This is a genomic window from Hyphomicrobium sp. NDB2Meth4 (assembly GCF_900117445.1).
In the GTDB taxonomy this organism is placed as follows: domain Bacteria; phylum Pseudomonadota; class Alphaproteobacteria; order Rhizobiales; family Hyphomicrobiaceae; genus Hyphomicrobium_A.
In genome coordinates this window covers 287833-309691 of sequence record NZ_FPEJ01000005.1, presented here as the reverse complement: position 1 = coordinate 309691, position 21859 = coordinate 287833, and the positions used below count along the sequence as shown (strand labels likewise).

The 21859-nt window shown below is 61.1% G+C and carries 28 protein-coding genes; 13 read left to right on the top strand and 15 right to left on the bottom strand.

All coding sequences use genetic code 11. From position 1 onward, the window contains the following. Nucleotides 1–47 precede the first annotated feature (47 nt). Nucleotides 48–689 (top strand): helix-turn-helix domain-containing protein, encoded by a 642-nt coding sequence (locus NDB2M4_RS10380; protein WP_171988076.1) that lies wholly within the window; start codon nucleotides 48–50, stop codon nucleotides 687–689. Nucleotides 690–1483: 794 nt separating this feature from the next. Beyond that, entirely contained in the window at nucleotides 1484–2740 is a 1257-nt protein-coding gene (locus tag NDB2M4_RS10375) for a porin (RefSeq protein WP_072374288.1), read from the top strand. 425 nt (nucleotides 2741–3165) lie between these two features. On the opposite strand, the gene NDB2M4_RS20475 is transcribed toward NDB2M4_RS10375, so the two are convergent. Beyond that, nucleotides 3166–3327 (bottom strand): hypothetical protein, encoded by a 162-nt coding sequence (locus tag NDB2M4_RS20475; RefSeq protein WP_244536126.1) that lies wholly within the window; start codon nucleotides 3325–3327, stop codon nucleotides 3166–3168. Between NDB2M4_RS20475 and kdpA the strand changes: the two genes are divergently transcribed. Genes kdpA through NDB2M4_RS10345 form a run of 5 tightly spaced genes read left to right on the top strand, consistent with a single transcriptional unit; the run spans nucleotide 3321 to nucleotide 11105 of the window. Next, nucleotides 3321–5024 (top strand): potassium-transporting ATPase subunit KdpA, encoded by a 1704-nt coding sequence (gene kdpA, locus NDB2M4_RS10365; protein WP_072374282.1) that lies wholly within the window; start codon nucleotides 3321–3323, stop codon nucleotides 5022–5024. The genes NDB2M4_RS20475 and kdpA overlap by 7 nt on opposite strands. Before the next feature lie 25 nt (nucleotides 5025–5049). Further along, nucleotides 5050–7098 (top strand): potassium-transporting ATPase subunit KdpB, encoded by a 2049-nt coding sequence (kdpB, locus tag NDB2M4_RS10360; protein WP_072374279.1) that lies wholly within the window; start codon nucleotides 5050–5052, stop codon nucleotides 7096–7098. 11 nt (nucleotides 7099–7109) lie between these two features. Continuing rightward, the gene (gene kdpC, locus NDB2M4_RS10355; protein WP_072374276.1) at nucleotides 7110–7715 is read left to right on the top strand and encodes a potassium-transporting ATPase subunit KdpC; all 606 of its coding nucleotides are present in this window, start codon (nucleotides 7110–7112) and stop codon (nucleotides 7713–7715) included. Between the two features lie 16 nt (nucleotides 7716–7731). After that, nucleotides 7732–10419, top strand: coding sequence for a sensor histidine kinase (locus NDB2M4_RS10350; RefSeq protein WP_072374273.1), 2688 nt, complete (start codon nucleotides 7732–7734; stop codon nucleotides 10417–10419). Continuing rightward, nucleotides 10416–11105 (top strand): response regulator, encoded by a 690-nt coding sequence (locus tag NDB2M4_RS10345; RefSeq protein WP_072374271.1) that lies wholly within the window; start codon nucleotides 10416–10418, stop codon nucleotides 11103–11105. The genes NDB2M4_RS10350 and NDB2M4_RS10345 overlap by 4 nt, the downstream gene beginning before the upstream one ends. Nucleotides 11106–11173: 68 nt before the next feature. Here the strand turns inward: NDB2M4_RS10345 and NDB2M4_RS10340 are convergent, their stop codons facing one another. Both NDB2M4_RS10340 and NDB2M4_RS10335 read right to left on the bottom strand, forming a co-directional pair. Continuing rightward, nucleotides 11174–11389, bottom strand: a complete 216-nt coding sequence (locus tag NDB2M4_RS10340) for a hypothetical protein (protein ID WP_139247195.1) — start codon at nucleotides 11387–11389, stop codon at nucleotides 11174–11176. 119 nt (nucleotides 11390–11508) lie between these two features. Next, nucleotides 11509–11718: a hypothetical protein gene (locus tag NDB2M4_RS10335; protein WP_072374265.1), complete on the bottom strand. Its 210-nt coding sequence runs from the start codon at nucleotides 11716–11718 to the stop codon at nucleotides 11509–11511. A 38-nt stretch (nucleotides 11719–11756) separates the two neighbouring features. Here NDB2M4_RS10335 and NDB2M4_RS20240 point away from each other — a divergent pair, with 38 nt between their 5' ends. Together NDB2M4_RS20240 and NDB2M4_RS10330 are read left to right on the top strand one after the other, a co-directional pair. Then, complete coding sequence (locus NDB2M4_RS20240; RefSeq protein WP_171988075.1) at nucleotides 11757–11927, top strand: hypothetical protein; 171 nt, start codon at nucleotides 11757–11759, stop codon at nucleotides 11925–11927. Nucleotides 11928–12101: 174 nt separating this feature from the next. Beyond that, the gene (locus NDB2M4_RS10330; RefSeq protein WP_072375029.1) at nucleotides 12102–12974 is read left to right on the top strand and encodes a transglutaminase family protein; all 873 of its coding nucleotides are present in this window, start codon (nucleotides 12102–12104) and stop codon (nucleotides 12972–12974) included. An 11-nt stretch (nucleotides 12975–12985) separates the two neighbouring features. On the opposite strand, the gene NDB2M4_RS20235 is transcribed toward NDB2M4_RS10330, so the two are convergent. The 3 genes from NDB2M4_RS20235 to NDB2M4_RS19960 are packed head-to-tail and all read right to left on the bottom strand — an operon-like array spanning nucleotide 12986 to nucleotide 13605. Beyond that, nucleotides 12986–13201, bottom strand: a complete 216-nt coding sequence (locus NDB2M4_RS20235) for a hypothetical protein (RefSeq protein ID WP_072374261.1) — start codon at nucleotides 13199–13201, stop codon at nucleotides 12986–12988. A 12-nt stretch (nucleotides 13202–13213) separates the two neighbouring features. Beyond that, nucleotides 13214–13354, bottom strand: a complete 141-nt coding sequence (locus NDB2M4_RS20230) for a hypothetical protein (RefSeq protein WP_171988074.1) — start codon at nucleotides 13352–13354, stop codon at nucleotides 13214–13216. A gap of 29 nt (nucleotides 13355–13383) precedes the next feature. Further along, nucleotides 13384–13605 carry a hypothetical protein gene (locus NDB2M4_RS19960; RefSeq protein WP_072374258.1) on the bottom strand — a complete coding sequence of 74 codons (222 nt, stop codon included), beginning with the start codon at nucleotides 13603–13605 and terminating at the stop codon, nucleotides 13384–13386. A 426-nt stretch (nucleotides 13606–14031) separates the two neighbouring features. Here NDB2M4_RS19960 and NDB2M4_RS10315 point away from each other — a divergent pair, with 426 nt between their 5' ends. Next, nucleotides 14032–15414 carry an O-linked N-acetylglucosamine transferase, SPINDLY family protein gene (locus NDB2M4_RS10315; RefSeq protein ID WP_244536124.1) on the top strand — a complete coding sequence of 461 codons (1383 nt, stop codon included), beginning with the start codon at nucleotides 14032–14034 and terminating at the stop codon, nucleotides 15412–15414. 358 nt (nucleotides 15415–15772) lie between these two features. Next, entirely contained in the window at nucleotides 15773–15982 is a 210-nt protein-coding gene (locus NDB2M4_RS10310) for a hypothetical protein (protein WP_072374256.1), read from the top strand. Between the two features lie 71 nt (nucleotides 15983–16053). Here NDB2M4_RS10310 and NDB2M4_RS10305 read toward each other — a convergent pair whose 3' ends face one another. From NDB2M4_RS10305 to NDB2M4_RS20225, 4 genes are read right to left on the bottom strand one after another with little or no spacing between them, the layout of a single operon-like run. Then, nucleotides 16054–16332: a hypothetical protein gene (locus NDB2M4_RS10305; RefSeq protein ID WP_072374253.1), complete on the bottom strand. Its 279-nt coding sequence runs from the start codon at nucleotides 16330–16332 to the stop codon at nucleotides 16054–16056. Between the two features lie 3 nt (nucleotides 16333–16335). Then, the gene (locus tag NDB2M4_RS20470; protein WP_348533038.1) at nucleotides 16336–16593 is read right to left on the bottom strand and encodes a GcrA family cell cycle regulator; all 258 of its coding nucleotides are present in this window, start codon (nucleotides 16591–16593) and stop codon (nucleotides 16336–16338) included. Next, nucleotides 16590–16790 (bottom strand): hypothetical protein, encoded by a 201-nt coding sequence (locus NDB2M4_RS20465; protein WP_244536152.1) that lies wholly within the window; start codon nucleotides 16788–16790, stop codon nucleotides 16590–16592. Before NDB2M4_RS20465 ends, NDB2M4_RS20470 begins: the two co-directional genes overlap by 4 nt. Before the next feature lie 32 nt (nucleotides 16791–16822). Further along, complete coding sequence (locus tag NDB2M4_RS20225) at nucleotides 16823–17479, bottom strand: hypothetical protein (protein ID WP_072374250.1); 657 nt, start codon at nucleotides 17477–17479, stop codon at nucleotides 16823–16825. Between the two features lie 341 nt (nucleotides 17480–17820). Between NDB2M4_RS20225 and NDB2M4_RS10285 the strand changes: the two genes are divergently transcribed. Beyond that, nucleotides 17821–18030, top strand: coding sequence for a cold-shock protein (locus NDB2M4_RS10285; protein ID WP_072374248.1), 210 nt, complete (start codon nucleotides 17821–17823; stop codon nucleotides 18028–18030). Between the two features lie 85 nt (nucleotides 18031–18115). Here NDB2M4_RS10285 and NDB2M4_RS10280 read toward each other — a convergent pair whose 3' ends face one another. The 5 genes from NDB2M4_RS10280 to can all read right to left on the bottom strand — a co-directional run bounded on the left by NDB2M4_RS10280 (nucleotide 18116) and on the right by can (nucleotide 20654). Then, complete coding sequence (locus NDB2M4_RS10280) at nucleotides 18116–18460, bottom strand: hypothetical protein (protein WP_171988072.1); 345 nt, start codon at nucleotides 18458–18460, stop codon at nucleotides 18116–18118. A 245-nt stretch (nucleotides 18461–18705) separates the two neighbouring features. Continuing rightward, entirely contained in the window at nucleotides 18706–18954 is a 249-nt protein-coding gene (rpsU, locus tag NDB2M4_RS10270) for a 30S ribosomal protein S21 (RefSeq protein ID WP_072375020.1), read from the bottom strand. A 97-nt stretch (nucleotides 18955–19051) separates the two neighbouring features. Continuing rightward, nucleotides 19052–19294 (bottom strand): hypothetical protein, encoded by a 243-nt coding sequence (locus tag NDB2M4_RS10265; RefSeq protein WP_139247193.1) that lies wholly within the window; start codon nucleotides 19292–19294, stop codon nucleotides 19052–19054. Nucleotides 19295–19464: 170 nt separating this feature from the next. Beyond that, nucleotides 19465–19842 (bottom strand): hypothetical protein, encoded by a 378-nt coding sequence (locus tag NDB2M4_RS10260; protein ID WP_139247192.1) that lies wholly within the window; start codon nucleotides 19840–19842, stop codon nucleotides 19465–19467. A gap of 164 nt (nucleotides 19843–20006) precedes the next feature. After that, complete coding sequence (gene can / locus NDB2M4_RS10255) at nucleotides 20007–20654, bottom strand: carbonate dehydratase (RefSeq protein ID WP_072374233.1); 648 nt, start codon at nucleotides 20652–20654, stop codon at nucleotides 20007–20009. Between the two features lie 135 nt (nucleotides 20655–20789). On the opposite strand from can, the gene NDB2M4_RS10250 reads away from it, so the two are divergent. Next, nucleotides 20790–21686, top strand: coding sequence for a LysR substrate-binding domain-containing protein (locus NDB2M4_RS10250; RefSeq protein WP_072375017.1), 897 nt, complete (start codon nucleotides 20790–20792; stop codon nucleotides 21684–21686). Nucleotides 21687–21859: the final 173 nt, after the last annotated feature.

Below are 21859 nucleotides of genomic sequence, written 5' to 3'. Positions count from 1 at the left end.
GGCACAAAATCCCTTGGCTCATGCGTTGGCGGTGCGAGGGTGCAGTGGTGGACGATCGCTCACATGTGTCAGATGCCGAGGAGAACGCCACGTCGACGAGTGGTGGTCCCATAGCGTCCACAGCAAAAAGCGAGCTAGCTACGCGTGTGGGCGATAACTTGCGCCGGCACCGGGCGCGTACCGGACTTTCTCTCGAAAAGCTGGCAACGCTGTCAGGTGTCAGCAGGGGCATGATCGGCCGGATAGAGCTCGGGCGCAGTGTGCCTACAGTGACTGTGCTGTCGAGATTGGCCGAGGCGTTGGGGGCTCCGCTTGCAAGCCTGATGGATGTGGGCGCGCGGCCTGCGACACGCGTGCTGCGGCGCTCGCGCTCTGTCACAGTCAGGTCGAGCGATGGCAAATTCGTAATCCGTCCGTTGTCTGGCCATCAGGTCGGCGTCGAGTTCTTCGAGTTGGCCATCGCGCGCGGTCACTTTGAAGAAGGCGAAGCGCGCGGTTTCGGGACAACGGCACACCTGGTTGTGACGCAAGGCATCATCGCGGTGACAGTCGCCGGCGAGCAGGCGGTGACGCTAGCTGGCGGCGACTCGCTGGGGTTCCCTGCTGATCGCGCTCACGGCTATCGGAATGTGGGGGATGACGATGGTGTCCTCTATCTGACGATGCTTCCCTCCAGCATGGTCAGCTGACGCGTGGCGGGGCCGCATTCGGCCTCACGTTTCGCGGATAGCGTGCAAGTCTCTTTCAAAACAAAAGCCTCCTGAACCAACGCAGCCTTCCGCTTTCATGCGGCCTATGGACGCGACATTTACCGCGTACATTTTATTGGGCTGCCGAGAGGCTATCGCGCTAAATCTGGTGCGCAATAATTCTGCTTATCACGGGTGAAATGTTATTGGGTTTGCTATTTGGCTCGGCTTGCGCATTTGTGGCCTATTGCGGCATTCAATAAATGGCCCAGTGGCTGCTGAAGTGGGCCGATAATCCATGATATTGGCTCTGGCTTCTGGGGCCGGGGGCGGCCTGTCCATGGTTGCTTCTATTTCGTCCGCTTCAGTGTCCCATTAAATTGGTCGCGACCGCTGCTATATGTGGTTGCTGCGACAGTTTCGCCTCGGTTTTGCTTGTTAAATTAGTGCGGAAGTACAACATGTTGAGTCGCACTATTTGTGTCTGCTATTTGGCTTCATTTGTATGTGAAATTGGGTGGTAAAATTGGCTGATGTGAATTTATGTGTCTGTTGCGTATTTGCAGCATTGTTTTGTTTAGAAAGTATTGTCGGAAATCTGTCTATTTCCAACGTGTTGGCCGATAGCGGCTGCGGTTGGTGTGATGGCTGGCCATATGGTGTGCATTTTTAGTTATTTTGAATGAGGGAATTCGAACCGTACTTCTCAGCGCATTCGCCTCGCAGCAATAGATCGCCGGGGCGATTTAGTGAGCGTCAGTTTCGTGGCGTAACTGTAGCGTTAGGAGTACGCGATGTACGGGGGAGTATGGGGTAGGGCCAACCTAGCGTTGGTTCTAAGTGCGGGATTGTTTGCGGGTGGGGTTCCTGCCTATGCAGCCGATCTGGGATCGGACGGCGTAGCGGACTTGGAAGAGCGGGTCGCTGAGCTTGAGGCAACCACCGCACGCAAGGGCAATCGCAAGGTTTCGCTGACTGTCTCGGGCTGGGTCAACCAGGCCGTTCAGTGGTGGGACGACGGTGCTGAAAGCAATACCTATGTGACGACGAACGGTAGTGACCCTTCGCGGTTCCGTTTCGTGGGTAAGGCAAAGATCGATAGCGATTGGTCTGCGGGCTACATCCTCGAGATCGGCGTGGCCTCGGCTGCTCAGTCGAGCAATACAGCCGATGCCCTTGCGGCAAGCTCGTTCACGCTGCGCCACAGTGCTTGGTTCCTGGAAAGCAAGAAGTTGGGTAAGGTGACTGTCGGACAGACGTCCGCTGTCAACGATGGCATCACCGAGCTGTCGCTTGCCAAGACGGTGCTTGTGGACAAGCCGATCACGATCTTCACACCGAACGGTGCCGTGAGCCTGCGCAACAGTGCCGGCGGATCGGTCGGGGCAACCTGGACGGACCTGACGTTCGGACAGAGCACAGGTGTAGGCGAAGGTGATCGATACAATCTCGTCCGCTACGATTCACCTGAGTTCGGCGGGTTCGTCGCGTCCGCTAACTGGGGTGAGGATGACTTTTGGGCGGTTGCTTTGAAGTATGCGGGCGAGTTTCAGGGCTTCAAGCTTGCCGCTGGCATCAGCTACGGCGAGATCACCGATGCCACTCAAAAGTTCGGTGGGTCGACCGCGGCCGGCAACGACCGCGGCACGACGCTGGGTGGCTCTGCTAGCATTCTGCACACTGGGACGGGCCTGTTCGTGACGTTCGCGTATGGTGAGACCGAGCTTGCCCAGAAAGTCGTCGGTGCGGGCAACGACCGCAACTATTCGAACTGGAACATTCAGGCGGGCATCCAGCGCAAGTGGAACCCGCTTGGCAACACGACACTCTACGGAGAGTACTACCAGGGTGATTTCGGCCAGGCCAAGAGCAACGCTGCGATTAAGAGCTCGGACGTAGACGTTTGGGGCCTTGCGGCCGTCCAATCGATCGACGCGGCCTCACTAGATCTGTATGTGGCCTATCGCCACTACTCGGCCGATCTCAAAGGCGTAGCGATCGACGTCGAGGACTACGACACGGTGTTCTCGGGCGCAAAGATCAGCTTCTGAGCTGCCCGCTAGAAATTTGACGCAGAGTCCTACGCCTGCGTCAGATGCCTGCCTCGACCGGCTGGCCACGCAACTCCCGCCGGTCGAGGTCTTTGCAATAAGTATCTGCGAACGACAGGCCGCAAACTCAGTCAATTCGTGTTCGCGTCGACTGACGACGAAGCAAGATGCTGGGCGCGCGCATTAGAAACCCCGATAATACGAACGAGATCGCAGAAGGGACGATGTCCGCACTGGCATAGCGCCGTGAATGGAGGCGGCTCTGTGTGCCGCCTTTATGCGATCCTTACGCGGGGCCCCTGAAATCCATATCGAATCCTTATGTGAGGTCCCTTAGCTCCTCCACGTCGGTGGCGACAGGAGGACTAAATGCTGGACCTAACCTACCTCGCGCTCGGGTTGGCGCTCTTCGGCCTCATGCATCTTTACGCCCGCTGGGCCGCGAAAGAGTGAGGCTGGCGATGCTCGATCTTATCCTCGGCGGCGGCGTCGCCCTTTTCCTCGCGATCTATCTCGTCTTTGCGCTTCTCCATCCCGAGAAGCTCTGAGCGCGCATCGCCGCGCAACTTGGACAAAACCGATGACACTCAACGGCTGGCTTCAGATCGCCATCATGCTCGCGCTCGTCGTGTTGACGGCGCGCCCCTTAGGGTCGTTCCTTGCTACAGTCATGGACGGAAGGCGCTGCTTTCTCACACCTGCGCTGATGCCGGTAGAAGGGCGCATCTACGCGCTCGCCGGCGTCGATCAAACCCGCGAGCAAACCTGGCTGCAGTACGTTGCCGCACTCCTCGCCTTCAATGCCGCCGGCTTCGTGCTGCTCTACGCTATCCTCCGGCTGCAGGGCTTCCTGCCGCTCAATCCGCAAGGCTTCGGCGCCTTGAGCGAGCACCTCGCCTTCAACACGGCGGTGTCGTTCGTCACCAACACCAACTGGCAGAGCTACGGCGGCGAGACCACGCTTTCGTATTTCAGCCAGATGGTCGGACTGACGGTGCAGAACTTCGTTTCCGCAGCGACTGGGATGGCGATCATCGTTCCGCTCGCTCGTGCGTTCTCTCGCGCAAACGCTAGTACGGTGGGAAATTTCTGGGTCGATCTCACTCGCGTGACGCTCTACGTGCTTGTGCCCTTGTCGATCGTCATGGCGTTCGCGCTCATCGCGCTCGGTGTGCCGCAGAACTTGTCGAACTACATCGATGCGACGACCCTGGAAGGCGCCAAGCAGACCATCGCTCAGGGACCCGTTGCCAGCCAACTCGCCATCAAGCAACTCGGCACCAACGGTGGCGGTTTCTTCAATGTCAACTCGGCTCATCCCTACGAGAACCCCAACATATGGACCAACACGCTGGAGGCTTGGGGGATTCTCGCCCTGGCCCTCGCGCTGGCCGTTGCCTTCGGGCGCATGATCGGCCGCGAGCGCGAGGGATGGGCGCTGCTCGGCGTAATGATGCTCTTCATGATCGTCGGCTGCGCCATCGCCTATTGGGCCGAAGCGGCGGGCAATCCGTTCATGCACGCGATGGGCGTCGACGGCGGAAACATGGAAGGCAAGGAGGTTCGCTTCGGCATCCCGCAGTCCGCGGTATGGGCGACGTTCACTACTGGTGCCTCGAACGGCTCCGTCAACTCGATGCACGACTCGTACATGCCGCTCGGCGGCCTGGTTCCTCTTCTGCTCATCCAGATCGGTGAGGTCGTTCCCGGCGGTGTCGGTTCCGGTCTCTATGGCATCGTCGTGTTCGCCATCATCGCCATGTTCGTTGCCGGTCTGATGGTCGGGCGGACGCCCGAGTATCTCGGCAAGAAGCTCGAGGCCAAGGAAGTGAAGATGGCCATGCTGGCAATTCTCATCATGCCGGCCTTCATCCTAGGTTTCAGCGCGGTCTCGGCTGTTTTGCCCGCCGCTCTGGCAGGCCTCAATAACCCAGGCCCGCGCGGCTACAGCGAGATCCTTTATGCCTTCTCGTCGGCCGCTGGAAATAACGGCTCGGCATTCGCTGGTCTCACTGCCAACGCGCCCTGGTACGATACGACTTTGGGCATCACCATGTTGGCCTGCCGGTTTGGCATCATCGTTCCGGTGATGGCGATCATTGGCTCACTCGCGGCGAAGCCGAGGCTCGCGCCATCCAGTGGCACGTTCCCGACCGACGGAGCCCTGTTCGTCGCTCTGCTCGCAGGCGTGATCGTCATCGTCAGCGGTTTGGAATTCTTCCCGGCGCTAGCACTCGGTCCCATCGCCGAGCATTTCCAGATGCTTGCCGGCAAGACGTTTTGACCTGCGACTTCAGGAGGCTTCATCCATGGTTCGCAAGCTCTACAACTCCGCTTCGTTCGATGGCTCGCTACTGTGGCGAGCCGCGGCCGATGCCGTCCGCAAACTCGACCCGCGCCAGCTGATTAAGAACTCGGTGATGTTCGTCACGGCGGTCGTATCGGCGCTGGTCACCGTTCTGTTTGCGCGCGATCTGATCGCCGGCCAGCCGTCGGCATTCAGCGGCCAGATTGCAGCGTGGCTCTGGTTCACGGTGCTGTTCGCCAATTTCGCCGAGGCGCTAGCCGAAGGCCGTGGCCGGGCACAGGCCGAGTCTCTGCGCAAGACGCGCACCGAGACGTTGGCGAACCGCCTGTCGGACCCGAAGAATCGCGAGCGCCGTGAGACGGTCTCGGCGCTCGACTTGCGCCCCGGCGATAACGTTCTCGTGGTCGCGGGCGAGATCATCCCCGGTGATGGCGAGATTATCGAAGGTGTCGCCTCGGTGAACGAGGCTGCCGTGACCGGCGAATCCGCGCCGGTTATCCGCGAAGCGGGTGGCGATCGCTCCGCCGTCACGGGCGGCACGACGGTATTGTCCGACTGGATAGTCGTGCGCATTACCTCCTCGCCGGGCTCATCCTTCCTTGACCGCATGATTGCGCTCGTCGAAGGCGCCGAGAGGCAGAAGACGCCGAACGAGATCGCGCTCAACGTCCTGCTTGCGGGCATGACCATCGTCTTCCTTATTGCTGTGGTTACGCTGACGGGCCTTGGCGCCTACTCGGGGACCAGCATAGCGGTCACCGTGCTCGTGGCGCTGCTCGTGACGCTCATCCCAACAACCATCGGCGGGCTGCTTTCGGCCATCGGTATCGCCGGCATGGATAGACTGCTGCGATTCAATGTGCTCGCTATGTCGGGGCGCGCCGTCGAGGCCGCAGGCGACGTCGATACGTTACTCCTCGACAAGACGGGTACCATCACCTTCGGCAACAGGTTGGCCACGGAGATCGTGCCCGTGCCCGGCGTATCGGAACGCGAAGCCGCGGAAGCAGCTCTGCTTGCGAGTCTCGCTGACGAGACGCCCGAGGGCCGCTCAATCGTGACGCTGGCGCAGGAGAAATACGGCCTCGCGCTGCCGGGCAATGTCCCTCAGGGAACCTTCATCGCGTTCTCGGCGAGCACCCGTCTTTCGGGAATCGACATCGAAACTCGAAAGCTGCGTAAGGGTGCGGTCGATGCCGTGCTGAAGTTCGCCGGTGGGACGCAGTCCGTCGCCGAGCCACCGGCATTCCGCGCCTCCGTGGACCGGATTGCACGCGCAGGCGGGACGCCGCTCGGCCTTGTCGAGGGCGACCGGCTCCTCGGCGTCATCCACCTCAAGGACGTCGTGAAGCCGGATATCAAGGAGCGGTTTGCGCAGCTTCGGCGCATGGGCATCAAAACGGTGATGATCACTGGCGACAATCCTGTGACCGCGGCGGCCATTGCCTCTGAAGCCGGCGTCGACGATTTCGTCGCCGAGGCGACACCGGAGGATAAGCTGCGCTACATCCGCAATGAGCAGGCTGAAGGGCGGCTGATCGCCATGTGCGGCGACGGCACGAATGATGCCCCGGCTCTGGCACAAGCCGACGTTGCAGTTGCCATGCAGTCGGGCACGCAGGCGGCGCGCGAGGCCGGCAATATGGTCGATCTCGATTCCAACCCGACCAAGCTCATCGAAGTCGTTGAGATAAGCAAGCAGCTGCTGATGACGCGCGGGTCGCTGACGACTTTCTCGATCGCCAACGATGTTGCGAAGTATTTCGCCATCATCCCGGCGCTGTTCGTCGCTTCGCTGCCTGAACTCGGCGCGCTCAACATCATGCATCTGGCGACACCGGAAAGCGCAATACTCTCCGCCGTCATCTTCAATGCGCTCATCATCGTCGCGCTCATCCCCTTGGCGCTGAAGGGTGTCGCGTACCGGCCGATCGGCGCTGCGGCCCTCTTGCGGCGTAATCTTCTCGTCTACGGCCTCGGCGGTCTTGCCGCGCCTTTTATCGGCATCAAGCTTGTGGACCTCGCGGTATCGAGCCTGCACCTCGTCTAGGAGAAAAGACCATGCTTCAGCAATTGCGCATCGCAGTGGTCATGTTGCTCAGCTTCACTGTGTTGACCGGCGTCGTCTATCCACTGGCTGTCTCTGGAGTGGCCTGGGTCATGATGCAGGATCAGGCGCTGGGTAGTCTCGTTCGCAGGGACGGCAAGGTTGTTGGTTCGGCCCTCGTAGGTCAGGCGTTCACGTCGGAGCGATACTTCCATCCGCGCCCGTCGGCCACCATTGGCACCGATGCGTTCGACCCGAGCAAGACCGTCGATGCGCCCTACAACGCGGCGGCATCGACTGGCTCTAATCTCGGGCCGATCACCAAGAAGTTGATTGAGCGCGTGCAGGGCAGCGTCGATGAGCTGCGCAAGGAGGGCATTGCCGGACCGGTTCCGGTCGATGCGGTGACCACATCATCGAGCGGCCTCGATCCGGACATCTCGCCTCAGAACGCGTTGATGCAAATTCCGCGCGTCGCCAAGGCCCGGGGTGTGACGGAGGACCGTTTGCGCCGCCTCGTTAACGGGGAAGTGGAAGGACGCGCGTTAGGAGTGCTCGGCGAGCCTCGGGTCAACGTCTTGCGGCTCAACCTCGCCCTCGATAGCCTCGGCGCTCAGTAGAGAACCTGGCGAAGCCATGCCCGCTTCGACACCAAAGCAAAGAGCCTCGCCGGATGCCATCCTCGCCGTTACCAAGGCGAGCGGTCGCGGGCGCCTAAAGATATTCCTCGGTGCCGCGCCGGGTGTCGGTAAGACGTTTGCCATGTTGAGTGCTGCCCACGCCGCCAAGGTGGAGGGCCGCGACGTCGTCGTAGGGCTGGTCGAGACGCACGGGCGTAGGGAGACCGACGCGCTGTCGGAGGGCCTTGAGGGCATTCCGCGAAAGCCGGCAATCTACGTCAACAAGATCCTTTCCGAGTTCGACATCGACAAGGCCTTGGCGCGCCGCCCGGGTCTGCTGCTGCTTGACGAGCTGGCGCACACCAATATTCCCGGCAGCCGGCATCCGAAGCGCTGGCAGGACGTAGAGGAGCTGCTTGCTGCCGGCATCGATGTATGGACGACGCTGAACATCCAGCACCTCGAAGGGCTCAACGACATCGTGCAGAAGATCACGGGCGTGAAGGTACGGGAGACCGTGCCTGACTACGTCTTCGAGGATGCCGATGAGGTCGTGCTGGTCGATCTGCCGACGGACGAACTGCTGAAGCGGCTCGCCGAGGGCAAGGTCTACGTCCCAGATATGGCGGACAGAGCGCGCAAGCGCTTCTTCAAGCCGGAAAATCTCACAGCCCTGCGCGAGCTAGCGCTGAGGCGCGCTGCCGAACGCATCGATGCCGACCTGATCGAGCACATGCGGGCACAAGCAATCGAAGGGCCGTGGCCTGCGCGCGAACGTATCCTCGCATGCATCGGTCCAGATCGCGATGCCGTCTCTATCGTCCGCGCTGGCAAGCGGCTCGCCGACGTCATGGATGCGCCGTGGATGGCGGTGACAGTCGAGCGTCCCAGCGAGCAGCTCGATGCCGGGGCAAGGCGCAACGTTGAAGCCGCGCTGGAGCTTGCGCGTACGCTCGGGGCCGAGACGAGCACCCTCACCGCGAGCGATATTGCGGCGGAGCTTTTGCGCTTCGCCAAGTTTGAAAACGTGACGCAAATTGTGCTCGGGCGCTCGCGCGGCGGGTTCGTCACGGAGATGTTGCGCCGCTCGCTGCCGCATGAGCTTCTTCGCCGCGCCGACGGTGTGGCGGTGCACGTCATTACCAGCCGCGAGCGCGAGAGGGCGCGCGGAGCGCTTCCGGCGCCGAGGCGTCAGCCGCTGGAACCCCGCTCCTTCCTGTGGGCGACGATCGCGGTCGCGGTCGCGATCGGCGTCGCGGAGGGATTGACGCGTCTGACTACGTTTCCCAACATCTCCATGATCTTTCTGCTGGCGGTTGCGGCCTCTGCCGTCACGTTCGGCATTTGGCCCGCCGTCTATGCTTCGGTATTGTCTTTCCTCGCCTATAATCTGTTCTTCATCGAGCCCCTCTACACCTTCACGGTGGCCGAGCCGCATGAGCTGCTGGCGCTCATGGTCTTCTTGGCCGTCGCGGTGATCATATCCACGCTCGCTGGCCGCGTGCGCGAGCAGGCGCGATTGGCTGCCGATCGCATGCGCGCGACGCGCCGGCTCTATGAGTTCACACGCCGACTGGCTGGCATAGCCAAATACGAGGATATACCGGACGCCGCCGTGGGCGCGGTCCACGCCGGTCTCGCACGCCCGACCGTGATCCTGCTGGGCGCCAACGAGGAGCCCGAAATTGCCGCCGCATGGCCGCCGCTGGAGGCGCTCGGAACCGGTGAGATGACGGCTGCACGCTGGGCGTTGAAGCACGACGAGCCGGCCGGCACTGACACGGCAACGCTTCCTTCCGTAGGCTGGTTGTTTCTGCCTATGCGCACCGCGCACGGCGTCCTTGGCGTCATCGGCGTTGGTCTCGGCGATGACGGCGAGAAGCTCGATCCTGAGGCCCGCATTCTGTTCGAGGCGCTGGCCGAGCAGACCGCGACCGCCCTCGATCGCGCGTCGTTGTCGCGGGAGATCGTGCGCACGCGCGGTGCGGCGGAGACCGAGCGAATACGCAACACGCTGCTTGCATCGATATCGCACGATTTTCGCACGCCACTTGCGTCGATACTTGGTTCGGCGACGAGCCTCATCGACTATGGAGACAAGCTCGACGCGAAGACAAGGCTGGAACTGCTTGATCAGGTGAAGAGTGAGGCAGAAGCGCTAGACGAGATGGTGCGCAATCTCTTGTCGATGACGCGTATCGATGCGGGAGCGCTGGAGGTTCGAAAGGATTGGGTGGACGTGCGTGAGATTGCCGAGAGGGTCGCTAGTGCTGCGCGCCGCCGCGGGGCCAGACAGAAAATCGAGGTGGACCTTCCCGGCGATCTTCCACTCGTGCATGCCGACGCGAGGCTGCTTGAGCAGGCTCTCTCAAACGTCGTTGGCAACGCCGTCATTCACACGTTGGCCGATACTCGCGTCGTCATCGATGCTGTCGTCGACGATAGATCGCTTTCTCTGCGTGTCACCGACGACGGGCCAGGCATCGCCGAGGCGGCGCTTCCGCATATTTTCGAGAAATTCGTGCACGCAGAAGGGCCCGGACGGGCCTTGGCCGACGGGGGAGAAAGCACGGGACTTGGACTGGCGATCGCGAAAGGCATCATCGAGGCGCACGAAGCGTCTATCGTGGCAGAGAGTCCTGTCGAGAAGGGCCGGGGCACGCGCGTGGCGATGAGATTTCGGCTCGCGGGGCAGGTGCGATGACGGCTCGAATTAAAGTGATGGTCGTCGATGACGAAGCAGCGATTTTGCGCTTCCTCAAGCCGGCGCTCGAGGCGAACGGCTACGAGGTAAGTTCTGCGGCAAGCGTAGAGGAGGCGACGAGGCTCATTGCGCGCCAGCCGCCGGAGGTGGTCGTGCTCGACCTCGGCCTTCCGGACGGTGACGGCAAGGACGTCATCCGCCAGGTGCGCCAGTGGTCGAGCGTGCCTATCGTCGTCCTGTCGGCACGCGACCGCGAGGCCGAGAAGATAGAGGCTTTGGATCTCGGTGCCGACGACTTCATCAACAAGCCTTTCGGCGTGGGTGAGTTGATGGCCCGGCTGCGCGCCGCGCTTCGCCACCGCAAGCAAGCCCAGCCGGAGACGCCGATCATGAGGATCGGCGAGATCGAGCTTGATACGGACCGCCATCGCGTGACCCGCAAGGGTGCGGAGATCAAACTTACGCCGCGCGAGTTCGATCTGCTCGCGCTGCTTGGGCGTCACGCCGGCAAAGTCATGACACATAAGCAACTGCTGACGGCTGTTTGGGGACCAGCGCATGCGCTGGATACGCAGTACCTGCGCGTCTACATTGGGCAGCTACGTCAGAAGATCGAGCACGACCCCGAGGAGCCGGCGATCATCCTCACCGAACTCGGCATCGGCTACCGCTTGGCCGCGGATTGAGGCCGTAGTGCCGAGAACGTCTCGTCCAGAGCGGAGAAAGACCTAGCAATAGCAGAGCTTCTCTGCCCTCACATCACCGGCGTCAGCGTGACTGGCCGGCACACGAGGGCGGCCTCATCGACGATCCGCTCCAGCGGTTCCATGATTGTCTTGATGCGATAGAGCCGCTGCACGCCGACTTGCGGCAACAGCCGGAGAATCTTGTAGGAGCATGGAGAAGGCTGCGAGCCATCCTGCGCAGGGACGATGTGGACCATCTGGCCAATCCGGAATTGGTGGGGCATTGTTTCCTCAACACCGGGGTCTCTACCGCAGGACATTGGGACGTTGCAGCGTCCGGAGCGCAACCGGCGGCGGTGCTCAGCATGCGCCGAGGAGCCGCCAGCCGCGCAATGCCTCGTGCTTAGAGCTGACGCCCCTTCGCGAAGGCATCGACATCCTTTTGGGCTTGCGCCTTGTCGAGCTGGTATTTCGTCTGCACCTGGGACACGAGATCGTCCTTGCTCTTCAGGGCCGCGATTTCAGCGGAGCTGAACTTGCCCCACTTTGCTGAGATCTCGCCCCGCATGCCGGGGCCGCTGGTCGCTGCGTTCGCGTGTGCGGTCTCTGTCATAGAAATCACCAAAAATGTTAGGTTCAGTAATAATCTGAATGGAATCACCCAAACTATTATTTGATATGTGGGGTGCGATAGAATTTAAAACAGGTCAAACGGAAATGTTTTTGAAATTTCTGGCGCAAATCGCATTATTTGCTATTTTTGCCCGCACCGTTTTCTGGAAGAAATGCCTTTTTCCGCGAATTTTGCATTGGGATGGCTGATGCATTTGTTTTGCGGAAATGCGGCATTTGCAGATTCCAGGCGGGCGCTCACTCATTTCGCGACTGTCGGCGCCGCGGAGTAAGGGCGATCGATCAGATCGTGCTAGACTGCCGTGGTGGCAAGAGCGGAATCGCATCAGTTTGTGATGGTGCGGCCAGTTCACGATGGAGCGTGTGATCCGACTGAGCATCGAGCACCGGACGTCCTACCGCTATCGCCTGCCGGTGAGTCTCGGTGTTCATCGACTGATGCTTCGCCCGCGCGAGAGCCGCGATGTGCGGTTGATCTCCAATGATGTGCGCGTCAATCCGGCTGCGACGGTGACATGGGCGCACGACGTCTTCGGCAATGCTATCGCGACCGCCGCGCTGCAGAACTGGTCTGATCATCTGGACATCTGCAGCACGTCGGAGATCGAGCTGCATGCAGCGGCTTGGCCTGTTTTCGAAATTGCGGCCTACGCTGCTTCATACCCGTTTCGCTATTCGGATGATGAATGGATCGATCTTGGTTCGCTGGCCATGCCCCAATATGCGGATCCGGGAGGTCGGCTGCACAGCTGGGCACGGGCGTTTGTCCGCGGTGATGTGACAGACACGCTTTCGCTCCTGAAAGACTTGAGCATCGGCGTTTCCGTATGGGTCAGCTATCAAAGCCGGGATGACGAGGGCACGCAGACTCCGACTGGGACTCTGGATCGCGGGTGGGGATCGTGTCGGGACTTCGCGGTGCTGTTCGTTGAGGCGGTCCGCAGCCTCGGCTTCGGTGCGAGGATCGTTTCGGGGTACCTCTACAATCCAGACAATGCTTTAGCGGGCTCAGCCGGTGCGGGGTCGACGCATGCCTGGGCCGAGGTCTATGTCCCGGGCGCGGGCTGGATTACGTTCGATCCGACGAACCGAAGTGTCGGCGGCGCCAATCTCATTCCCGTGGCTGTTGCGCGCAACATCCAGCAGGCTGTCCCCGTGGCCGGCAGTTTCGTGGGGATGACTGATGCGTTCCTTGGAATGTCGGTGTCGGTACGCGTCACAAGCAATGGCGGGTAGCGGCTCGTCTCTCAGTTGTCGGGATATTTGGTAGCTTCCAATTGTGCGAACTCGGCGCGCACCAGATCTTCGAGGAATGCGTCGATCTCGAGCTGGGTCATCGCGCGCACGTCGTAGTAGCGCTCGCCTCGCGAAACGACCACGATTTCAGACAGGGCATCGCAACGGCGATCCATGATCCACCGCGCTTCCACTTTCGTTATCGCGACAGCTTTGTGATACCGCATCAGGCGGGTGCCTTAGCGCTTCTTGGTGGTCTTGTGCGAGGGGACGGCGAAGGTCGAGGCAACGGTTCCGGGACTTGTCGCCGCTGTCTTCTGGGCCGCCGACTTCTTCGGCTTTCGGATTTCTTTGTTGGACTTCTGGTGTTCTTTAGCCATCGTGGTCTCCGTTGCGGGCTTTTAGCTGCTCAGATTGGTGAAGCCGTGCGCAGGAGCTCGCTCTCGCGGGCTATGCGCTCGAATGTTTCGGCTACGGTCTTGATGCGATAGAGACGCTCCCCACCCTCGGCTGGCAGCAGCTGCACGATCTTGTATGATCGCGCGGATGCCGGCACTCCGGTCTTGGAGGGGACGAAGTCGACCATCTGCCCTAGCTTGAACTTGTGAACGGGTGCGGGCCGTCTTGCCATAGCTCGTTGCTCCAAAGGTCAGCTTCATCGCGGTTGTCAGTGATCTTCGATAGCGCGAGGCGCTTCGAGATAGCCGACGTCGGCAGGTCATGCAGACGTGCATGCGCGGCAGCGGATGGATGGCGCCGCGCAAGGCGGGAATCGCGCCAACGGTCGCCTTTTGTGTCGCTGTCGTCGGTTCGGGGAGATCGGCTTTGCAAATGCCGCTCGAGCGGTCCACGCAGGCTCCTCGCTTTTTAGGCGGGAGCACTCTTCGCTCTCAGTCACGAGCGCCCGGGGGTCGTAGCGCGTGATTGAACGACCATAGCTCAAGGGGCGGCTCAAGTCGAATCCGCGGCAACTTTGCTGGCGTAGCGAGGCGGCTTGGCTGCGATGTTGCATGGCGCGTGGGCAGACGAGAAACTTTGGCGGAAAGCTTACAAGTCCATGGCCGGCTCGGATGTGCTGAAGTCTCAAAGCCGCAGCCGCGAAATGTGCGAGTGGGACGAGTTTTCCCAGTCGGCCACGCGGGCCCGTGACGCCATGGGTAAAGCGCGGTCTGGCCAACTTTCTCCCTTCCTGCTCCTGTCGGTGCCCGGCATCAACGCCAGGGAACACCGCGATTGCTCGGAGCTTTGGACGCGCGACCGCGTGGTGGCAAGCTTGCCGGAGCGCGACCGGCTCGCGTTCCGGCACGACCAGAGTACGGCGCCAAGACTCCGCATTGGTTACCTGTCCAACGACTTTCATGAGCACGCTACTTCGCGCCTGCTGATCGAATCGATCGAGGCGCATGACCGGGAGCGGTTCGAGCTGCACGCCTTCTCGTTCGGCGTCGACGATGGGGGCGCGATGCGCCGTCGCCTCAGAACCGCGTTCGATGTGTTTCACGACGTGGCGGCCCTCGACGATGCAGAACTTGCCCAGGCTATCCATCGCGCCGGGATTGGTATTCTCGTCGATTTGAAGGGGTTTACGCGTGGCGCGCGGACCGGCGTGCTGATGCTGCGTCCGGCGCCGGTGCAGGTGAATTTCCTCGGCTACCCAGGGACGCTGGGCGGCGAGATTTGTGACTACATCATCACGGATCGTTACATGACGCCGCTGGCGACATCTTCGGACTACTCGGAGTCGTTTGCTTACATGCCGCACTCCTATCAGCCGCACGGCCGGAGCGAGCTGTTTGGGAGCACGCCGACGCGCGCCGAGGTGGGGCTGCCTGAAACGGGCTTTGTCTTCTGTTGCTTCAATCAGGCCTACAAATTCACGCCGCCGGTGTTCGATCTATGGTGCCGCCTGCTGCAAGCCACGCCTGATAGCGTCTTGTGGTTACTGTGCGCGGAGCAGGCGGAGGGCAATCTGCGCGGCGAGGCGTTGCGCCGTGGCGTGTCACCTGACCGCCTCATCTTCGCACCCGATATGCGGCAGAGGGAGCATCTCGACCGGCTGCAACTCGCCGACCTCGTTCTCGACACCTCACCCTATGGTGCGCACACGACAGCAAGTGATGCCCTCTGGGCGGGCGTACCAGTCGTGACGTGTGCGGGAGAAACGTTTCCGTCGCGCGTTGCTGGAAGTCTGCTGCACGCGGTTGGTCTTTCCGAGCTGATCGCGACAAGCGAGGACGATTACTTCGCGGTGGCTCTGACTCTGGCGAATGACATTGAGCTCTTCGAAGCCTGCAAGGCAAAGCTGCAGCGCAATCGCTTGACGACACCGTTGTTCGACGTTGCCGCGTACACTATGGCCCTGGAAGAACTCTATACAGCGATGTGGCAGCGCCATAGCGAAGGTATGCCTCACGCTCCCATCTGGACGTCGATGCCGTGACCGTTGGCGGCACCCGTCGTTTGCCAAGCGAACCGAAGCAGCATAAGGTCGCCGCATCGTAGGTATTTTGCCCCGCAGGCGCCTGCGACCGAGAGATGCTTGTGCTCCCGCCTGTATGGCAGAATAGGAGCGCACATGCGTCCAAAACACAGCAACCCTCAGGTCATCGATCTCGTGCCCGGCGTCTGCCGTGGCATGAACGTGCGGCAGGTGTCGTCATCATGAGCCAGGATCCTGTCGCGCGAATCTCAGCGCGCAAGCCTCGGCCGTTGTGGGTCGTACCGTTGGTGACTGCTTTGGTTTTCGTAGCCGTGGTGCTCGTCCTCTATCCCACCACGCCGGGCTAGGAGCGCGTGACATGACGTCGGTTAACATCACCGTTGCCGATGTGGGCTCGAGCGACACCAATCAGGGGTGGCGTTGGTCGGTGAGCCGCGACGGCGAGGAAGTCGAATTCGGATTGGCTGACGATCAGGACGCTGCCTATGCGGCGGCCAAGCCGCTGTTCGATAGGCTAAGGGCCGAGATGGCGGATCCTGCGCGCGGTCAGCCTGCTGCGGCGAAGTAAACAGCTTTGCAGAAGTGCTATCGCCGCAGAACAGTCCTGGCTGAGTACCCTGCGCATTTCACGAAAGGGTGCTACCCGGGGAGGGCCTCGTCTGCGACGACGACGCGCTGCAGTGGATAGTCGTCTCTCTCGTAGAACGCCTGGATAGCTGCAAATTCGAACCTGTCGTCGCCAACCTCCATGACGGTTCCGCGCTGAAGGTTCTGCGGCAGTTCCTCTACGGCGAAGCGAATGGCTTCGGCGCTGCTCTGGAAGCGGCGATAGCTCATCGGCCCCTTGCGCGCCCGTGAGCCGCCGCTCGAATAGATCTCAGCGGGTGCTCCGAAGGTAAACTTTTCGGTCTGTTCCATGGATCAGTCTCCGCGCTTGTTCGTGACACCGCGTGGTCGCGCCGACGAGCTTGCGAGTGCCGCGTGTGTTGGACAATACGATTGCCCGTCGTTCTTGTGCTCTCCGCAGAAGTGGAAGTCGGGTTGCTGGGGATCACCGATCGGCCAACGGCATTCATTGTTCAGGAGTGTCGCCAGCGTTCTGCGCTTTGATGTTTTCTTGGTGTGCTGGTCTATTGTGGTCTCCTTTGCTGCGAGGTCAGGTTCATCGCGGCTCGTCACAGCGGCGATGATGCACGCCGAAGCTCGCTTTCCCTGGCGACGCGCTCGAACGCCTCGGCGATCGTCTTTATGCGGTAGAGCTGCTCGCCGCCCTCGCTGGGAAGCACGCGCAGCACCTTGTATGATCGCGCCGAGGCTGGGACGGCGCGACTGCCGGGCACGAAATCTACCATCTGTCCGACCTTGAAGCTGGCCACGCTGAACCTCCGCATCATTGTTCCCGCTTGGGCTATTCCGCCAAAGCCTCGTAGTAGGCGTAGAACCTGAAGCCCTGATCTGCGGGGCGGTTCTGCCAGTTTGCGACGGCCATGCAGACAACCGGCCCGATCGTACTGTCGACGACGATGATCCTGGAAATGTATGCCGCATCCCCGGGGAGCGGGCTTTTGCGCGCGACGGCGTAGACGCGACGCATCGGGGATGTTTGCGAAGCGGCTGACGTGGTGGCTGCTCGCGTGTCGACAATCTTGGAGCCCAACGGCAATTTCAGGCAGCTCACGACGCATGCGTTTGCAGGGCTTTCGCGCGCAGCAGCGGTATCGAAGAAGCCCCCCATCGGCCCAGCGTACTCTGCCGCGGCCAGGTTTCCTTTTGCCGCGTATGCATTTGCGCCCGTCGTCGCCATTTCCTCGAGATTGGCGTCGCAGCGAGCCATGCTTCCGCTGTCGGCGGTTATCTCTGCCTCAGCGCAGTGTGCGACTGGCTCTGCGGGATAGCCGTCGATACCGGTGGTTTCGCATGCCGCAATCGCGGGCGACTGCGTGGCGAGCAACGCCACGATCGCCAGAGCGATGCATGTCGAGGTGGAACGCCGGCGCGCTCGATGCGCGGGAGAAGCCGACGCAATGGCGCTGTCGACACGAGACGATCGCATGTAAGCCGACATGAGCCCTCCGCGCTGTTGAAGGCGGGAGCGCGCGCAGCTCTCAGCACGGAGGCCTAATTTAATTTTCCGTGATTTTTTACATGTAGGGATTGAAAGGCGGAAAGTCCATTGGCGCGGGATTTTTCACCGCGAACATTGTTTCGAAAAGAAATATATTTGCTTCTGCGCTTGCTTTTTGAGCTGCAATCGGTCATGAATGTCATTCGATTTGTGGCCGGATTACCGAGCCGCGGCGCATGGCGCCTCGCTTCTTTAGACCTACCATGCTTCGAAAAATAGGGCCGGCCGCGGCACGACCTGTCGCGCCGGCCCGTTAGCAATTCTTTCCTATTGAGGACTTTATGGATCACGGAACAGTCAAGTTCTACAACGCCCAGAAAGGCTATGGCTTCATTGCCCCGGCCAGCGGCAGCAAGGACGTTTTCATCCACGCGACCGCGCTTGAGCGGGCCGGCATCAGCGGCTTGGCTGAAGGGCAGAAGGTTGCCTTCGACACGGCGGAAGACCGCAAGACCGGCAAGGTGTCGGTGCAGAACATCGAGCTCGCCTAATTGGGCTCGTGAGCGCTGGGTTCCGGCCTAAGTCGCTTGCAATCGCTGCGTTCACTGCTTCCTTGTGGGCAGTGAACCGCTTTACTCATAGGACGGCGCGCGCGATTAGATGCCCCGGCTTCTCCTGACCCACGGCGGTTACCAGGCCATGGGCAATCAGTGCGTCCAGAGCGTCGCGTCCTTCTTCGGCGGTCAAACCGGTTTGTCGCGTAAGAGACAGCCAGACGCGCTCGTCGAACTCAACGCCTTTCCCGTCACTTGCAGCATGCGCGGCAATCCATGCCATCAGCGCAAGCGCATTGGTCTTGTTTGCTCCGAGTTCGCTGCCGCAAGCGAACCACTTTGACCACCGTGCAAAGTCGGACATGGCTTCACTTAAATTCATTGGCACTGCTCGTGATACCTCGGCGTTCTGCGACGAGGTCCTCATGTATTGCGTCGAAAGCCAGCATCGTCGCAGGCCGCGCGTGCGGGCTGGCTCGCTGCTGACGAGGATGTGGGACAATGGCGCGTTATTGACGCAAGATCCAGAAGCGCTCGCCATACTGGGGCGCTGGAGCGCTCACGCCACCATCTGATCACAGGATGCCGCGCGCCTGGGCTGCAGCCGAGGAGCTGCAGGGCTCTTCGGCGGAGATGCACAAAGGCGGAAACCAAACAGGAAGCAAACGGCGTTTAACGACGCTCTGCACCGATCGGCGGCTTCTTCGCTGGCATCGGAATCAAGCCTTCGCGCTGAGCCTGCTTGCGCGCGGCCTTTTTGGCCCTGCGAATGGACTCTGCTTTTTCCCTGACGCGTCGTTCTGATGGCTTCTCGAACGAGCGGCGGCGCTTCATCTCGCGGAACACGCCTTCGCGCTGAAGCTTCTTTTTCAGAACCCTGAGGGCTTGATCGACATTATTATCGCGGACGAGAACTTGCAGGGTGGTTTCCTTTCTATTGGTGGTCAACGCTCAGCGCGAGGACGCCGACGCCTGCGCAAAATGCTGGTCACGGACGCGGGATCGAGATGCCGGCGCGCTAGGTCGATGAGCGATGAGCTACCGGCAGGCGCTGCTCGGTTGGCGGTGAATCGGCCGCCATCTCGAGCCTATGGCGGTCGCGTTCGCCGCCCCGTGCCGCGTCGATTATGCGACGCGCAATGAAGAAGCGAACGGTAGGCGTGTGGTCAGACGGAAGAAGGCGCCGCGCCATTGCGGCGTCGAATGCGGCTACCATATTGCGAATAAGCGTAGGGTCGAAGTAGCACGCTGAGCTGTCCATGAAACCTCCTGCTTTGCGGCAGGAGTATTCAGCTCCCAGTCGTCAGCGCCCGAGCACCGTAGCCAACGATGCACCCTTCATAGAGCTTCGATTGCGCCGAGTCGACTCTTAGCGTGGGCTGGGGGGCGTTCCAGGCGTCCTGTCTCAAGGAAGACCGGGCCTGGCGGCGATCAGCCCAGCTGGCGTCGATATGCTTTTGCATTAACGCGTGCCGGCGCTGAGCGGTGCGCGGCATTTTTGTCGAATAGGATGATACCGAGGAAGGCGAGCGAGATCGGCAGCAGATACCAGAGGCCGACGACAAAGGTCGCATAGCCGATAGCCGCCCAGACACTGAGTTTGGCAATGCGCCAAGAGTTGGAGCCGTTGAGCGGGGTGCCGTGCCAAATGCGCGATGCCTCCGCCGCCGCAAATATCGCCAGGCTCCAGAGCACCGGCAGCAGCACGTCGATTTGAAATATGGCGCCGATGGCGAGCGAAATGGCCGCCCACACGATTGATACGAAGGCGGATTCCGTGATTTCGCGGTGAAGGACACTCTCCAGCACTATCGTTTCCCCGCAATTCGGAAGGCCAAATCCTTCAGTAGCCTCCGAGGCACTCTTGCGGAAATTGATATATGCAATCTGTGGCATTGATGTTTTTGATGATGGTGCGTCTGCGGCCGTGCCGCACGCCGCAGCCACGCCGCAGGCGAGAGCGCTCGCGCCTGCTATTCGGCGGCCTCGCCCATTTTGAAGCGGTAGACCTCCTCCAGCTGCCTGGCGCCGGATATGCGCACGGCGAGGTCTCGCAGTAGTCCATCATGCAATCCGTAGATCAGTCCGTGGACCGACAGGGGCTGCCCGCTGGTCCAAGCGTTCTGAACGATGGTCGTTTGACAGACGTGCTTCACCTGCTCGACGACATTGAGCTCGCACAGGCGGTCGCCGCGATGCTTCATGTCGGTAATCTGTTCGAGCTCGTCGCGATGGCGGACGTAAATGTCCTTGATGTTGCGAAGCCAGTTGTCGATGAGGCCGAACTGACGCGTGCCGCACGCTGCGTGCACGCCGCCGCAACCATAGTGTCCGCAGACGATGACGTGCTCGACCTTCAGAACTTCGACGGCGAATTGGAGCACGGAGAGGCAGCTCATGTCCGTGTGCACGACGAGATTGGCGACGTTGCGATGAACGAAGACCTCGCCCGGCTTGAGGCCGAGGATGTGATTTGCTGGTACGCGGCTGTCGGAGCATCCGATCCAAAGATACTTGGGCGATTGCTGCTCGGATAATCTCTCGAAGAACTGCGGATCGGCGGCGAGGTTGGCCTCAGCCCAGCGGCGGTTGTTCTCGAACAGCTTTGCCAGTTCGGCCACTATTTCATCCCTTCTGTTGGTTCTGCGCCGGACGGCAGCGGACCTGCCTCAGGGACCAATGGGCCTTGCAAACGGCATTGGCAAATTGAATAATCTTGGCCTCTATGATGAATTTTGTTGATGGATGCCGCGCCTATGCCCAAGACGCTCATCAATCTCGACGTCGATCTGCTGCGCACGTTCGTCACGATTGCCCACGCGGGCAGCTTTACGCGAGCAGCCGAGAGGCTCTTGCGCCAGCAGTCGACGATTTCTCTGCAGATCAAGCGGCTGGAGGACGCCCTCGGCCAGCGGCTTCTCGACAGGACGCCCCGCTCGGTACATCTGACCCCGGAAGGCGAGGCGGTTCTCGGCTATGCGCAGAGAATACTGGACCTCAATGACGAGATGGTCTCGCTCGTCATCGAGCCGCAGATGCAGGGCTCGATCCGGCTGGGCGTGCCTGAGGATTTTGCCACGCATCATATGAGCGGCATCCTCTCGCGCTTTGTGCAGGCGTACCCATCCGTTGCGCTGGAAGTGACCTGCGATCTGACGCTCAATCTTCTGGCGGGATTTCGGGACGGGACGTTCGATATCGTGCTGGTAAAGCGCGAGCAGGGTGCAGGCGCGCAGGGCGTGCGCGTGTGGCGCGAGCCGCTGGTGTGGGTCTCGGGTCATCACGACTTCATCGCGGGCGGCGGGCCGCTGCCACTCGTCGTGTCGCCGGAGCCTTGCGTCTACCGCAAGCGCGCAGTCGACGCTCTCAATCGCGCCCGTATGCGCTGGCGTATCTCCTACACGTGCGCTTCGCTCGCGGGTACGCTTGCCGCGGTGCGGGCCGGGCTCGGGGTGGCTGTTCTGCCGCGCGAGATGGTTCCGCACGGCTTGCACGTCACGGATGGACAGCCGCTGCCAGAACTCAAGGACACAGAGATCGCACTCATGACCGTGCGCGCGCTGGCGGCACCGGCTACAAAATTGCGCGATCACATCATCCGGTGTCTCGGCGATGGTCCCGAGCAGGCGCAGCGGCAATCGCTGACAGCGTAGATGCCGACCGCAAACGCCGCGGTCGGTGCGCGCGTTCGCGGTTCCACGCATTGCTCCTGTCTCGATCGGGGGCCTTTGAGAGGCAGCGACGGCATGCAGTTTTTGCGGCCAGCCCTCACAATGCGCGGTTTTGATTAAATTGCGGCGCACCAAGTTTGTGCCTCTGTGAACGA

Excerpts from the sequence above, each read along its gene's own strand:
- NDB2M4_RS10375 (WP_072374288.1), top strand. The coding sequence starts at position 1,484 with ATGTACGGGGGAGTATGGGGTAGGGCCAACCTAGCGTTGGTTCTAAGT.
- kdpA (WP_072374282.1), top strand. The coding sequence starts at position 3,321 with ATGACACTCAACGGCTGGCTTCAGATCGCCATCATGCTCGCGCTCGTC.
- kdpB (WP_072374279.1), top strand. The coding sequence starts at position 5,050 with ATGGTTCGCAAGCTCTACAACTCCGCTTCGTTCGATGGCTCGCTACTG.
- kdpC (WP_072374276.1), top strand. The coding sequence starts at position 7,110 with ATGCTTCAGCAATTGCGCATCGCAGTGGTCATGTTGCTCAGCTTCACT.
- NDB2M4_RS10350 (WP_072374273.1), top strand. The coding sequence starts at position 7,732 with ATGCCCGCTTCGACACCAAAGCAAAGAGCCTCGCCGGATGCCATCCTC.
- NDB2M4_RS10345 (WP_072374271.1), top strand. The coding sequence starts at position 10,416 with ATGACGGCTCGAATTAAAGTGATGGTCGTCGATGACGAAGCAGCGATT.
- NDB2M4_RS10340 (WP_139247195.1), bottom strand. The coding sequence starts at position 11,389 with ATGCCCCACCAATTCCGGATTGGCCAGATGGTCCACATCGTCCCTGCG.
- NDB2M4_RS10335 (WP_072374265.1), bottom strand. The coding sequence starts at position 11,718 with ATGACAGAGACCGCACACGCGAACGCAGCGACCAGCGGCCCCGGCATG.
- NDB2M4_RS20240 (WP_171988075.1), top strand. The coding sequence starts at position 11,757 with ATGGAATCACCCAAACTATTATTTGATATGTGGGGTGCGATAGAATTT.
- NDB2M4_RS20235 (WP_072374261.1), bottom strand. The coding sequence starts at position 13,201 with ATGCGGTATCACAAAGCTGTCGCGATAACGAAAGTGGAAGCGCGGTGG.
- NDB2M4_RS20230 (WP_171988074.1), bottom strand. The coding sequence starts at position 13,354 with ATGGCTAAAGAACACCAGAAGTCCAACAAAGAAATCCGAAAGCCGAAG.
- NDB2M4_RS19960 (WP_072374258.1), bottom strand. The coding sequence starts at position 13,605 with ATGGCAAGACGGCCCGCACCCGTTCACAAGTTCAAGCTAGGGCAGATG.
- NDB2M4_RS10315 (WP_244536124.1), top strand. The coding sequence starts at position 14,032 with ATGGCCGGCTCGGATGTGCTGAAGTCTCAAAGCCGCAGCCGCGAAATG.
- NDB2M4_RS10310 (WP_072374256.1), top strand. The coding sequence starts at position 15,773 with ATGACGTCGGTTAACATCACCGTTGCCGATGTGGGCTCGAGCGACACC.
- NDB2M4_RS10305 (WP_072374253.1), bottom strand. The coding sequence starts at position 16,332 with ATGGAACAGACCGAAAAGTTTACCTTCGGAGCACCCGCTGAGATCTAT.
- NDB2M4_RS20225 (WP_072374250.1), bottom strand. The coding sequence starts at position 17,479 with ATGTCGGCTTACATGCGATCGTCTCGTGTCGACAGCGCCATTGCGTCG.
- NDB2M4_RS10285 (WP_072374248.1), top strand. The coding sequence starts at position 17,821 with ATGGATCACGGAACAGTCAAGTTCTACAACGCCCAGAAAGGCTATGGC.
- NDB2M4_RS10280 (WP_171988072.1), bottom strand. The coding sequence starts at position 18,460 with ATGAGGACCTCGTCGCAGAACGCCGAGGTATCACGAGCAGTGCCAATG.
- NDB2M4_RS10265 (WP_139247193.1), bottom strand. The coding sequence starts at position 19,294 with ATGGACAGCTCAGCGTGCTACTTCGACCCTACGCTTATTCGCAATATG.
- NDB2M4_RS10250 (WP_072375017.1), top strand. The coding sequence starts at position 20,790 with ATGCCCAAGACGCTCATCAATCTCGACGTCGATCTGCTGCGCACGTTC.